Origin of the sequence: Clostridioides sp. ES-S-0005-03 (assembly GCF_020658455.1) — a bacterium.
Classification (GTDB): domain Bacteria; phylum Bacillota; class Clostridia; order Peptostreptococcales; family Peptostreptococcaceae; genus Clostridioides.
Genome location: NZ_JACVWI010000001.1, coordinates 972251 through 986176, shown reverse-complemented (window position 1 = coordinate 986176; position 13926 = coordinate 972251). Strand labels below are relative to the sequence as shown.

At 27.6% G+C, this 13926-nt stretch carries 15 protein-coding genes; 2 read left to right on the top strand and 13 right to left on the bottom strand.

The features are described 5' to 3' along the window. Window positions 1-22 precede the first annotated feature (22 nt). Window positions 23-310, bottom strand: coding sequence for a PBECR2 nuclease fold domain-containing protein (locus IC218_RS04780; protein ID WP_227824263.1), 288 nt, complete (start codon window positions 308-310; stop codon window positions 23-25). Window positions 311-450: 140 nt separating this feature from the next. Then, complete coding sequence (locus IC218_RS04775; protein ID WP_227435217.1) at window positions 451-657, bottom strand: helix-turn-helix domain-containing protein; 207 nt, start codon at window positions 655-657, stop codon at window positions 451-453. Between the two features lie 181 nt (window positions 658-838). Between IC218_RS04775 and IC218_RS04770 the strand changes: the two genes are divergently transcribed. After that, window positions 839-1039: a hypothetical protein gene (locus tag IC218_RS04770; RefSeq protein WP_227435218.1), complete on the top strand. Its 201-nt coding sequence runs from the start codon at window positions 839-841 to the stop codon at window positions 1037-1039. Between the two features lie 343 nt (window positions 1040-1382). On the opposite strand, the gene IC218_RS04765 is transcribed toward IC218_RS04770, so the two are convergent. Then, window positions 1383-2126, bottom strand: a complete 744-nt coding sequence (locus IC218_RS04765) for a hypothetical protein (protein ID WP_227823927.1) — start codon at window positions 2124-2126, stop codon at window positions 1383-1385. 147 nt (window positions 2127-2273) lie between these two features. Here IC218_RS04765 and IC218_RS04760 point away from each other — a divergent pair, with 147 nt between their 5' ends. Further along, on the top strand, window positions 2274-2657 hold the full coding sequence (locus IC218_RS04760) for a hypothetical protein (RefSeq protein WP_227823926.1): 384 nt from the start codon (window positions 2274-2276) through the stop codon (window positions 2655-2657). Window positions 2658-2800: 143 nt separating this feature from the next. On the opposite strand, the gene IC218_RS04755 is transcribed toward IC218_RS04760, so the two are convergent. The 10 genes from IC218_RS04755 to IC218_RS04710 form a co-directional block, all read right to left on the bottom strand. Further along, window positions 2801-3616 carry an N-acetylmuramoyl-L-alanine amidase gene (locus tag IC218_RS04755; RefSeq protein ID WP_227823925.1) on the bottom strand — a complete coding sequence of 272 codons (816 nt, stop codon included), beginning with the start codon at window positions 3614-3616 and terminating at the stop codon, window positions 2801-2803. A 1-nt stretch (window position 3617) separates the two neighbouring features. Then, entirely contained in the window at window positions 3618-4019 is a 402-nt protein-coding gene (locus IC218_RS04750) for a phage holin family protein (protein ID WP_227483158.1), read from the bottom strand. Window positions 4020-4091: 72 nt separating this feature from the next. Then, the gene (locus IC218_RS04745) at window positions 4092-4268 is read right to left on the bottom strand and encodes a hypothetical protein (RefSeq protein ID WP_227483159.1); all 177 of its coding nucleotides are present in this window, start codon (window positions 4266-4268) and stop codon (window positions 4092-4094) included. 28 nt (window positions 4269-4296) lie between these two features. Beyond that, entirely contained in the window at window positions 4297-4626 is a 330-nt protein-coding gene (locus IC218_RS04740; protein ID WP_227823924.1) for a hypothetical protein, read from the bottom strand. Between the two features lie 15 nt (window positions 4627-4641). Next, on the bottom strand, window positions 4642-6309 hold the full coding sequence (locus IC218_RS04735) for a hypothetical protein (protein ID WP_227483161.1): 1668 nt from the start codon (window positions 6307-6309) through the stop codon (window positions 4642-4644). Between the two features lie 66 nt (window positions 6310-6375). Continuing rightward, window positions 6376-6513 carry an XkdX family protein gene (locus IC218_RS04730; RefSeq protein ID WP_227823923.1) on the bottom strand — a complete coding sequence of 46 codons (138 nt, stop codon included), beginning with the start codon at window positions 6511-6513 and terminating at the stop codon, window positions 6376-6378. Next, the gene (locus tag IC218_RS04725) at window positions 6513-6845 is read right to left on the bottom strand and encodes a hypothetical protein (protein WP_227823922.1); all 333 of its coding nucleotides are present in this window, start codon (window positions 6843-6845) and stop codon (window positions 6513-6515) included. The genes IC218_RS04730 and IC218_RS04725 overlap by 1 nt, the downstream gene beginning before the upstream one ends. Window positions 6846-6863: 18 nt before the next feature. Further along, window positions 6864-10391 carry a hypothetical protein gene (locus IC218_RS04720; RefSeq protein ID WP_227823921.1) on the bottom strand — a complete coding sequence of 1176 codons (3528 nt, stop codon included), beginning with the start codon at window positions 10389-10391 and terminating at the stop codon, window positions 6864-6866. A 6-nt stretch (window positions 10392-10397) separates the two neighbouring features. After that, the gene (locus IC218_RS04715; protein WP_227823920.1) at window positions 10398-13166 is read right to left on the bottom strand and encodes a phage tail spike protein; all 2769 of its coding nucleotides are present in this window, start codon (window positions 13164-13166) and stop codon (window positions 10398-10400) included. Window position 13167: 1 nt separating this feature from the next. Further along, the gene (locus tag IC218_RS04710) at window positions 13168-13923 is read right to left on the bottom strand and encodes a distal tail protein Dit (protein WP_227823919.1); all 756 of its coding nucleotides are present in this window, start codon (window positions 13921-13923) and stop codon (window positions 13168-13170) included. Window positions 13924-13926 lie beyond the last annotated feature (3 nt).

Genomic DNA, 13926 nt, shown 5'->3' with positions numbered 1-13926 from the left:
AGGAAAAATTAATAATATTATGTTAACCATCATATTGTAATACTCTTCCACTACTAATTCTACTTTCTAATTTTGCTTCTTTTATGGAGTATAATGAAGAGACATATAGATATCCCTTTTTTGTATCTAGTTCTGTAGCAACTAATATATAATCATCAAGTTTTTTTACAAATTCTACACTTTTACCAGGTTTTTTAGGATGACTTCCTATATACTCAGGAGATTTTAGCACTGTTTTTATAGTTTCTAGTATATCATTAAAAATGTCTTTACTCAATTGACCTCTATGTTTTTTCTTTATATGTTTTATAACACCAGAAGGATTACTTTTCTTTATAATCTGATAAAATCTCGTCTATTGCATGTAAGCTAATCTATTATTTTTATTATTTCCATATTTTCTAACACACTGTAAAACATATTAGTATCACATTAGTATCATAAATTTTACTACTCAATATCTTTTTTTATTTCTATAACATCATTTGGAGTACAATCAAAAACTAAACATATTTTTTCAATTACAGCTAATGCAACATATTCATTCTTACTTAACTTTGAAAGAGTTCCATTACTTATATTTGCTTTTTCTTTAAATTCCATTTTTTTAATATTTTTATCAAACATCATTCTCCATAAAGGTTTATATGAAATCATTTTATCACCTCTCTTGAGTAAATGATAACATCAATATTTCTATAATGTCAAAACAAACTTCTATTTTATTAGAATTTTGTATTGACATACACTTTAAGACATATTATATTTATAATAAATTAGAAATTATTTCTACTAAATCAGAAATAACTCTAACAATAAAATTAAAGGAGTAATATAGATGTGTTTTAAGACTTATATACTAAAAAGACTTGTAAATAACAAGCAACTAGAAATAACTCGTAGTTTTGACTTAGATAATCTTATTTGTACTGCAACAGAAATATTGAAAGATAATAAGATTGATTTGATAATCATTGATGAAGTAAACAACATTGTTTGGAGAAATGAAAAAAGCACTCCCGCTCATGAGAATGCTTAGTTATAACTATAGAAGTGTATTGGTAGTACACTTCTATTTTTTTATTATATAATATAATTTAGGTTGTTAAAAAGAACTATTTAAATCAATTTTAAGGTGTATTGAGTAATGTTCTTGACAGTTTTATACCTTAATGTATTTCAAAAAAAATAAGCACTCCTATAAAAAGAGTGCTTTGGTGTATGTTAATGTATATATCTAATACAATTATAACATGTCTTATGTTTTAGTATGATGATTTTCGTTCGTTTTATTGTTACAACTTATACTATAATTTTATTTTTTATTATATCTTTAAGGTGTCAATATATCTTTAATTTTAATAAAACTCAATTAAAATGTTTTAAGGTTGAACGATGAAATTGAATGACCAAGAGCTTCCTCCTCTTACTAATGTCGAGCTTGATTCAAACCCACAATTGTATTGAAGAGAATCTCTACCCACTGGTTTCCAACTAGAAGGTGCATTATATGAAAAAGAATTTGATGTTGGGTCTTTCCTTTGTTGTTGCTTAATTCCTAATCCATTAGAAACAAATCCAGTTTGGTTTATGTACACCTTTCTATTTGTTACACGAATCTGACCATCTGCAATAGACCAGTTTCCAGAAACTTTACTGACAGAAATATATTGGAATGCTCCATCTCCTTTTGATATTGTATATGTAACTGTACCAGATGCTTTTACACCGCCAGTTTTATCCCATCCGTCTTCTGATATACTTGCTTTTCTAAGGGGCTTTATTGTATCAGTATCTAAAAAAATTGTTTTAGAATATGTCTTAGATGTTAAATCTTTAGATTGTTTGACTTCTAATAATTGTGTTGTTGATATAGCATCAACATACATAGATTCTCCTGTTCTTTCATTTTTGATTATACCTTTTTCGTTGGGACTTTTAACATCAGTGATTCCATTTTTAGCCATATCATATAACTTGTTCATATCTGTTACTTGTTTCTCTGAATATGTTACTTTCATAGATGAATTTTCTACTTCACTAGCGTTTACACTTGCTGGTAATAGTATTGTCATTGCAAGTAAAGATAAAATACTTGTTGCAGATTTTTTAAACCTAGAATTCATACTAATCCCTCCTTTTTTATTAATTATACCACATATTCTATCACGATAGAATATAAATATCGAAAAAATTCAGAAAATTCATAATAATGATATTGGATAACTGTTTTCATGTTATAATACATATAATTATTCAAAGGAGGGCTCAGTATGAGAAAAAAACTTTTTCTAGGTATTTTTATAGTTTTAGTAATCGCTACGATAGTTGTACTTAATATAAAAAATGATAAAAATGTCTTTATTGGAGAATCAGAACATTGGACAGCTAAATTTGTTACTACTGAAGAACAATCAGAATTAGAAATAAAATATAAAGACAGTAAAGATGCAGTTAAGCAAAACTTTAATTATTCATATGAGTTTATAGATGGTGAAGATGCAGTTATAATTTTAAAAGATGCAGTTTTAGAATCAGGTCAAGAAAAAATAATAAAAAGACAAAGACCAGGTCTTTATTCAAATAGGGAATCTAATTATAAAGTAATTATATCTTGGAATAGAAATGAAGAAACTATAAACTTGAAAAAGAAATGATAGCAATATTATTAATTTTAAAAATTGATTATTGAAATCCTTGTAAAAAAGAGTGTTTAGAAAAATAAAACACTCTTTTTTATATAAGTTTTTGAAAATTATGGATGAAATATATCAAAGCTTTATCTTTAAAAATATAAAACTTATAATTTTGTCTTTACAAATTCTCTAGCCTTATCCATTGTTGACCACACATCATCAGAATAAATTTGTGTAAATTTTTCACCTGTAGTCTCGCTCATTTCTTTCATTTTATTGCAAGTTACTCCACCAATTACATACAGATTTTGCGTTTGGTGTGGCTTATAGTCTTTTATATCTGTAACTAAATAACTTTCTTTTAATCTCTTGTAATATAATCCTAAGATGCCTGCTGATACTTTATCATCACCGCTGTATACTATTGTATGTTTATATCTATTGTAATTATTTTCTTCTGCTGAACTTACATGTTTAGTTATAGCTTCTACAATCGCATTAGCTAACTTATCAGCTCCTAAACTTAAATATTTATTTGCATCGTCAGTATCTACGAAGCATACTTCTATTAACATACTTTTAGCTTTTGTTTTCTTTACTACATATAAGCCACTTCCATCTTTTACCCCTCTATTTGTAAATCCTAGAGCAGATATTTTTTTGCAAACGTCTATAGCATCTTGATACTGTTTACCTTTATATGTGTAAACTTCGCACCCTCTCCCTTTTCCAGCATTAAAGTGAATGCTTATAAACCAGTCAATGTCTTGTCTATTAGCTTGTGCAGTTATTTTAGATAGACACTCACTTTGAGTAGATGCTTTATCTATAGTACAATCTACTACATTATTGCCTAAAGTTTTTAATTTATCTATTACTTTATATCCTACATTTCTTGTCTCTACAGATTCGTTTATTATTCCTACTGCTCCAGAGCCTGCTCCTGTCTTTGTATGTCCACAATTTACACCTATTTTCATCTTATTTATTCCCCTTTCTAAGTTGTTCTAGTGCTTCTTTTATTCTAGCTGGTACTGGCAAACCTATTGCTGCACAATTTTCTGTTATACTTAATGCTTCATTTGCTATGTAAAAATAACAAACTAATGTCTTAAATATCCAGTCTCCATTATTTATTAGTCTGTCTAATAATGCTGCTACTGCCACAATTACAAGTATTCCACTTTTTTTTGCAATTCCTTTGAATCCTACACTACTAGAAAGTTTCTTAAGCACAAACCCTTTAATCACTCCAAACAGATAGTCTATTAGCATAAGAGTTAATAGGATAGCCAGTACTTCCTCCCAAGTTCCAAATAACCACGTAAAATATGTTCCTATCAGTGCTGTAATAGTGTTTAATTTTCCATCATAAATATTCATTTTTTTCTTTCCTCTCTTTTTATTATTAAATTTTAAATAACTAATTAATAAACATACACATAAAAAAAGAACCTATACTATTTCACTTGGTTCTACTGGTGTTTCTTCTTTAATTAATAAATTTGTTAACTCTGTGTATTCACTTTCTTTTATTCTATTCATTGCATAGAATACATCTAGCTTAGTTTGTAACTCTTCTTTAGTTTCATAATTTTTTTGTTCAATCATTCTTTTTAAAATATTATACATGTTACTACCTCCTAGTCTTATATATTTTTTATAACACATTGTTTGTGTTAAGTTCTAACATAGCTATTCTATAAGCATTATCTACTAATAAACTATCTTGCTGTTTTTGATTTTCTATTAAAATTATAATTTTATTTGCATTTATTTCTTCTATACTTGGTTCTGGTTTAGGTAGATTATTTTGTAGTTCTAGCCACTCATTATAAACCTGTTCTCCTGTTTTAATTAGTTCTCCATCTTTTACCACTGGAGTAAATAATTTTTTATCATCTGTAATAAAATAATTATCTATATTATTTAAATCATTTTCAAACCCATATTCTATTAAAAATTCTTTCTTTTTTTCTAGGTTTAACATACCTCGATTCCTTTCTTATTCAATAAAATAAGTTCCATAACTATACACATCTACATTACTTCCTAATTGTGTAGTTTGAAGATATCCATTTCCAAAATTAAAAAATATAAAACCTTGAACTAATTGATTGCTTTGAGTTGTAAAAACGGGAAAAACATAAAAGGTTTTAGGTATAAATCCATTTGGTAATTTTAATAAGGTCGTACCATCTGTTGTTGCTCCACCTGTTATTCGCATATGAAAACTAACTTGATTACCATTTTTACTTATTATAAATCCTCCATTATCTGAAACAGTTCTCTTCCATCCATTTAGAAGTTTATTAGATAAATCCATAATTCTAGGACTAGACTGTATATGATTTATATTTTTTATACTGCTTTTAATAACATCTATTTGACTTCCTAAATTTCTAGTACATTCAAAACTAATATTAGTGACAATATTAGAATTACAAATAAATTTAGTTTTATTGTCATATTGATATAAATTTATTGAAGAAATATCTATCTCTTTATGCTCTTTCAAAGGTCTTACTAAAGTAACTTTGTTATTGTTTAACCATGAATTAAAACCCTCTAAATTTGGGGTTGCTAATCTATCTTTAAAAATCCTTACCCAAATATTACTAGACGTCTCATAAACTCCCTCAACAGTATTAGTTGCATCAAATATTACTATTGGTTTAAACATATCACAATATAAGTTTGTATTATTAGATACACTTTTACCTATAGGATTTTTAAATAGCAAGGTTGCATCATTTGAATTAGCTGTAAATTCAGACCAAAAACTTTGACCATCTAATGTGATTTCTTCGCATCTTTGTATTAACTTATAACAACCATCTTTATAAACTATTCCATCTCTTGTACCATCTGGTAATCCTCTAAGTGTATATTGAATTACTTTTTTATCAAACAAACTCATATCTTCTTTACAAGATATAATTTCTATATTATCTCCTTGACCAACACTTTGTAGCCCTTCAAAATAATTAATATCTACACTTGTATAATCACCTTCTAAAATTATCACTGACTTAGTAAACTCTTGTTTATCTGTATCAGTTTCTCCCCAGCCCTTTTCACTGTGGGCTACACAAAGACAGCTAGTATCAGTTATATCTATGTCTATAGTATATAGAGTTTTACTATCTGGATTCATTTTAAATTTAATTACATTATTGTGAAAATAGTATATTTCTTTATTACTTAAATTAATAAATGTATATTCTTTTCCTTTTTCAATGTACTTAAATGGATTTAAATATCGCAAACCTTCTGTTATAGCTATGTTGTTTGGATTAGCTAAATTAACTAGTGTTTTTCCTTCTATATTTAAGTTAGTTAAATAACCTTTCTTACTGTTTTCTATAGTATATTCTCCTGTATTGGTAGTACATTTTATATTTTCAGCCTCAACTAAATTTTCTATATCTAAAATACTTTTTTTACTAGTTTCTGTGTCTGTAAATAATATGTCTAAAGCTTGTTTCGAGTTTGAAATTTCTTCATTTTTTATATTTGTATAATTTATATCTTCTGCATTTGCAACTATTCCTTCTATATCACTAACATTATGTTTATGTTCTTTATTCGCTTTTTTACTAAGTTCTAAATTAATATTATCCTGTTCATTATTTAATTTATTAATATTTTTTACCACATCTTCATTTAACAATTTATCACCTTCTTTTTTATTTAGAGAGCTACAAAAGTAACTCTCCATTTTGAACATAAAAAAGAACTATTCAGTATAGTCCTCACCTGTTATTTCTCTATATTCTACTTCAGTTATTTTATTCTTACCTACTGAATTTTTAACCATTTCTTTAGTCCACATTTTATTATCATAATAATATTTTATTTTATCGTAATTTAACATTATATTAATCCTCCCATCATTAAGCTGTAATTTATATTTGCATTTTCCTGTTCTAATTCTTTAATCTTTTTTAATACTTCTTGTTCAGGTGTTAAAGGTATTTCCACATACTCATATGTAATCTCTTTTGTTACCTTATCTACATACATAATAGGTGCAAAACCTTCTCTTTGTTCTGCTTCTACTACTTCATTAACTAATACTCCATTTAGCTCCAATTCTTGAGCTGATTTATTTAACCCATATGTTTGGTCAAAAGGCATATTGTGTATTAAATTTACCTTATATATATTTCCTTCTTTGTGTTCTAATCCTGTTAAATATTTTTGCATTTTAGTTCCTCCTAATTTTTAATTATAATAAGCTACTTTTTGTACTATATGTGTGTTTTGTAATTTAACCACTTTTTGGCCAAACTCTCCTATATAAAGGTACTTAGAATTGGTACATATTGTATATACATTGTTTATACTATCACTAAAACTCCATATTTCAGTACCATTGTGGGATAATTTTTTTACAGTTTTATCGTCACTTCCACTATAAATATTATCTTCTGAATCTATATGTACATGGTTTATCACTCGCGTATGACCTAAGAACGTCCATATATCATCTCCAATTGAAGATATTTTTCTTATTATGTTGTCGTAACTTCCACTTACAATATTACTTTTAGAATCTATTGCAACTGAATACATTAAATTAGAATAATACTTTTTCCATACAAGAACTCCTTCAGAGTTTAATCTTGTTATTGAACGGTCATTACCACATATTGTAATATTATCTTTAAAATCTACAACAACTGAACGCATATAATTTGGATTATTATAATTCCAAATTTCATTACCATCAGGAGATATTTTTTTCGTTTGATTACCTGTACTATAAATATTATCTTTAGAATCTACTACAACTGAAGGTACATAAGCTGTATGCCCATTAAATTTCCAAATTTCATTACCATCAGGAGATATTTTTCTTACTGTTTTATCATCGCTGCCAGTTATTATATTATTATGTGAATCTATACATACACTTCTAACCCAATTATCATAACCTGTATATTCCCACAATTCTATCTTGTCTTGTGATATTTTTTTTACACGATTGCTAGCATTTCCTATTATGATATTATTATCTAAATCCAAGCATATAGAACAGACATTGCTATTTGTATTAAATCTCCATACTTCAATAGGAGCAGGTAAAACCTCTTTCACAATAGTATCTAGTTTAGTTATTTTGTGTATTTCACTTTGGTTATCTTTTGTAACTAGAATACCTAAATTTTGTTGTAGTTTTCTTACAGTAGTATCATTACTTCCACTATAAACATTACTATTAGAGTCTATAGAAACACATCTGACATAATCAGTATGACCTTTAAACTCCCATATTTTTGTGCCAATTGAAGATATTTTCCTTATAATTTTATCTCTACCTCCAATATAGACCGAACCTTCAGAATCTGTGTTGACTGTAAATATATTACTAGTATTTTCATTATATTTCCATATCTCAGTTCCGTTTGAAGATATTTTTCTTATAGATTTATCATCACTACCACTATAGACATTACTATCTAAATCTACACATACTGAATATACTGAACTTGTATGACCTGTGAACTTCCATATTTCTATACCACTTTGAGATATTTTTCTTACAGTATTATCATAACTACCACTATAAAGATTGTTATCTAAATCTGTACATACAGAAAAGACATAACTTGTATGACCTGTGAACTTCCATATTTCTATACCACTTTGAGATATTTTTCTTATTGTATAATCATCACTAGCACTATAAACATTTCCATTTAAATCTACGCATACACCTTCAACATACCCTGTATGACCAGTAAATTTCCATATTTCTATACCACTTTGAGATATTTTTCTTACTGTGTAATCATCGCTGGCACTATAAATATTATTTTGTTTGTCAACACATATGGATTTTACTGGTAGTGTATGGCTTGTGAACTCCCACATCTCAGTACCACTTGTTGATATTTTTCTTATTGTACTATCATGACTGCAACTAATTATATTATTATTTAAATCTACACATACTGAATATACTCCACCTGTATGGCCTGTAAATTCCCAAACTTCTTCAACATCATCAGGCATATCTGGCATTTGTTTTATACTACTAATATTACTTGCCATAGTTTGAAATGTATCACTACTATTAGTTGGTACTTTTTTGTCAGTAATAGCAGTAGCGATTAATTCCTTTCCATTACTGACAGATTGAAAAAGTTCATTAACTGCATCTGTTAGGTTTTTAGCATTTGTGCTTAATTCGTTTACACCTATTTTTGAATCAATTTTAACACTAGAATAAGTACTATCTAGTGTTGTTATATTATCGTTTATTGTAGCCGTTATAACTTCTTTATTTGTATTACCATTTACAACAGTCACTTTTACATCTATATTACTTTCATTAAAAATTTCTATTGTATTAGAATCAACTACAGTATAAGAATTAGTCATACTTTTCTTAGTTGCTTCATCTAGTATCGCTACAAATATATTTTCTGTAACAAGATTATGGTTAACTGTAAGTTTAAAGTATTCTCCATCAGCAACCCAATCAGAAGAAATATAAGATTTACTAAAGGCTACATTTGTTGCTGCCGAAGTCATTTCTGCTATCTTCTCATTAACTTTTTCAAAGTCATATGTCAATCTGTCTTTCAGAGTATCCTTTACAGTCCCATCAACTGTTTCTCTTGCTTGAATTAATTCGCCTCTAGCATCAAGGCTTTCAAGTTCTCCAAATCTATCCTCAAATTCAGTAATCTTATTGCTCACAGCAGTTTCCATATTTGTCTTAGCAGTATTAACTTCAACTATTTTATTATCAACCTCAGCTACTTTATCATCTACTTTCTTTTGCATGTTAGTTATAGATGTTTGTCTAGTTGATTCGTTTAACTCTCTATTTTCTTCATTACTTTTTCTAATTTCTTCATTCTCTTCTCTTTTAGTTTCTGAGCTTTGCCTTATTATTTCATTTGCTTTTCTTGTTTCTTCATTAGTTTCCCTTGTTGTTTCACTAGCCTTTCTAGCTTCTTCATTGGTATCTCTAGTTGTTTCACTGCTTTCTCTTATTTCTTCATTATTATTTCTAGTTTCTTCACTTGACTCTCTGACTATCTCATTGTTTTTTCTTATCTCTTCATTTGCTTCTCTTGTTGTTTCATTCGTCTTTCTATTTTCTTCATTTGCTTCCCTTGTTATTTCATTTGTCTTTCTACTTTCTTCATTTGCTTCCCTAGTGAGCTCTTGCGTTTTTCTTGTTTCCTCATTATCACATCTTTCAGCTTCATTATCTTTTCTTTGATTTTCACTTTCAATTCTTATATTCTCATTGCCAACTCTTACATTTTCAGAACTTATTCTAATTTCTTCATTAGATTTTCTTACATTTTCATTTTCTTGTCTTTCTTCTTCATAACTTAATACATTTAATATGTCTTTTATTATATCCCAACTAGGCTCATCCTCTATTGCATTTCTATTTATACTTTTTTCAACTTTTATTATTGTAGAAAATGTAGTAACTACCTTGTCATCTTTATATAAAGTTATCTCAGAAGCAACATCACCTTCCTCTGAAAGCTCTATATGACTTAATTCAGTATAAACAGTTGAACCTTCTATAGTACAATTTTTCTGAGTAACTCTTCCACTTGGTAAACTAAAAAATGCTAATGCTGTATATCCAGTTAAATCAACATCTATAGAATCCTGTACTATCCTCATGTTATAAAATACATTGTTGTCATTTTGCTTATATCTAGCTATTTGATACATCTTGGTATTGATGTCTACAATATAAACTCTATCTCTCAATTTATATCACCTGCTTTCTAATACTTCTATTCGTTTTGTAAGTTCTTCTATTTTTTTACTTGTTATATCTTTATAATTTTCAAAATTTAATATAGTTTTTTGTAAAGATAACTGTAATACTGCTAAGTGAGATGTTATATCTTGTGCATAAACGCCTTCACCAGCCTCATCTGACACATCTTTAAAAATGTATTTAGAAATAGGATTATCTAAAGAGGAGTGTATATCAAGCTGTAACCTATGTTCAATATTGTTATTGCTCATAGATTTTAAATTATATGGTGTAAATACATCAGATTGTACTGAGCTACTTTTAACAAAATCTATACAGTTATTTGAAATCTCTTCATTAAATGTACTATTCATCATTCGAGTAGATGTAGTTGCTGTTCTTGATAGTTGATTTAAATTATTACATACTAAATAATCCCAAGCTTTCCTATTTGAACCACAATTATACCAACTATCTGTTTGAGGATTTATATGTTGTGTATTTAAACCTGTATTAATGTAACTTTTTTCATCTTGATAACCAAATTCAAATACTTCCTCACCATCAAGATAACCACTAATCACATCATTAGAAACATATACATATGAATAATCATTATATTTCATACGCATTGCTTTTCCTATTCCTACTCCATACTGTGCTGTAGCATCTAAGGCACATTTTGCACCATTCCCCTCAAATAGCAATATAAATGGATTTGATGAACTAGCACCTATTCTGTCACATAAAATAGTACCTGTATCTATATAATCAGCATTTATATATAATCTACTTCCACTTAAATATATTCCACAATTTCGATTCCCTGTTAATGCATCAAATACTGCTTTTTGGTCGCTAGTCAAAACACTTTCATAGTTGTTTTTATCACCTATAGATAACTCATTAGCTCTTATATTGACTTTTCCATTACTATCTACTTGTAGCGTTGTATATCCATCATTATCTCTCACAGTTAAATTTCTACCATTTATAAATTGGCCTTCTAAAGTACCAGTTTTTATATAACTAGCATTTAGATATAACTCATTCCCAACCATATATAGTCCCTTAGCAAGACCATTATTAGTTAATTTATTAAATATCTCAAGTTGAGTTATATTATCTATTTCTCCACCAATAATAGACTCTAGTGACTTCCCTTTTAATGTAAATGTAGTTACTCCTATATGGACATTCCCAAAACTGTCTATATTTAGAGTTGTTTGGCTATTTCCATCAACTACAACTAAATTCTTTGCTTCAATATATTGTCCTTTTACTTTTCCTACATTTATCTTATCAGCATCTAAATCTCTTATTACTGCATGACCTATAGCTGCTTCTTCAAAATATTCAGCTGCATCACTTAACTTTCTAGTTGTTGCACTAACTTCATTTGAAAATTCATTATAGTTATCATGTGTATTTCCAGCTCTGACTCTGTAATACCAAGTTTGCATAGGTTTAACTTCATGTAGTAATGAACTTGCTTGACCCACATATATCCTATTTGTATATCCTATTGTATCTGGTTCAAATCCTTTTATTTGGGATGCATATACTTCATAGTTATAATATAGTTTATTGTCAAAAGTCCAATCTAACTGAATCATACTCCATAACCCTAGTGCTGTTACATTTGATGGCTCAGGAAGTGTATCTGGAAAGTTATCACTTTCAATTACAATATTATCTACATTATTTTGAACCTTATCTATTTTTTCTTCTAAATCATCTATTCTTTCATCTTTAAAATGATTTACTAAGTCACCAATTTCAACCGAATTGTATTTCTTTAATACTGGATTATATTCAGTTTTTACTACCCTTGCAGTAGCATTTATACCTAAGTTATAATCTCTAACTATTATTTCATCATCCATACTGACAGTCTCAAGCATCTTATAGTTTTTATAATCTTCTGTAGTTGATAAATCTACAAATTCAACTTTGTAAGTAACTTTAGGTAAATCAACATTATTTTCAGTAAAATAATCTTTACATTTATTCCTTAAGCTTTCTTCATTCTTCACATCATCATCTGAAAAATCAATTGCAACAATTCTTTGAGTTGGATAATTATTTATATACTTGCTTTCTATATATTTTTCTGGTAGTGTAATTTTTTTATTTTTACCACTTTTTTTAGTTGCATATGGATATATCTTAGTTATGACTTCCTGTGTATCATAAGTTGCTGTAAGACCTGTTATGTTCTTCCTATATGCTAGTAATACATTATTACTTTCTCCAATATTATTTAATAAACTTATATTAAAATTATCTCTTTTTAATTTAGATTTGTTGTTAAATAACTCTTTAATATCAGATATAGCATTATGTGGACTTACACATGATATTGAAAAATCTTTATTTACAGTTATATCTGAATATCCTACAAATCTATTTTCCTCAGTGCATGACCTAAATATTTGATTAAGAACTTCTTCACAAGTAACGTTTTTAAGTTCTAAGTTTTCTATAAAATTATTTAACAAGTCATAACTAATATGTTCTGCTTTAACTAATATTTTTCCATCAAGTTCTTTAGAAATATAATAAATCCTAAATAACTGATTTTTAAGTTTTGGAGAAGCATCAGCCATAACTATTTTATTATAATCAATTTCATCAAATAAAAAAGAGCTCACATAATATGTAAACTCTAACTCAAACAACCCATTTAATTCTTCTGTAACCTTTGCTTCAACTGCATCTTTTAATATTCCTAATCCATTATTTTTAAAATTTGTTTCATTTGCTTTATATAACCTAAGCAATCTATAACACCACCCATCTAGGTTCTATCTCTATTTTTTCTACATCTCCAGTGTATGTTATTATATTTTCACCATGTTTAAATGTTGGAAAATCCCCAAACATCCTACTATTTTCATTAACTACATCATTTGTATGAATATCTATTTTATATGCATTCATGAGTTCACAATCAATATATATATGCCCTTGAACTTCTGTAAGTTCTATCACCTCATTATTTATTTCTAATGTTATATCTCCATTTCCAAATACTTTTATAAGAGGATACGAAGCCATTCCAATATTTATTAACTTAGAATTTGATTCATTTATTGTAATTAAATTACTAATTAGCTGTTTTTTGAGTGGTTTACATTCAAATGTAATCTTAAAATATCCTAAATCCTTTATAACTTCTTCTAAATCAAGTTTATTAATACAAACTGCTTCTCTATAATAGTTTGGGTCACTACTTATAATAAGATTTTTATATGAAAAATCTGTTTGTAACCACATCTTTATTTCAGATGCTAGTATGTTAATGTCTTTACCATTTATATCTATATAACACTCTATCTCAAGATTAAAATTACTGTAACATCCTTCATCCATAATTAGGCTTCCATTTCGACCAGGTATTTCTATTCTTTCAAATCTACGTTCTGGTGATGCAAGGTCATTAATATCGGTTATTACAATACCGAAATCTCTACTATTTATTTCTCCATATTGAAACGATATTAATTCATTTTCACTTACACAATATTGCAAAGCCATTGC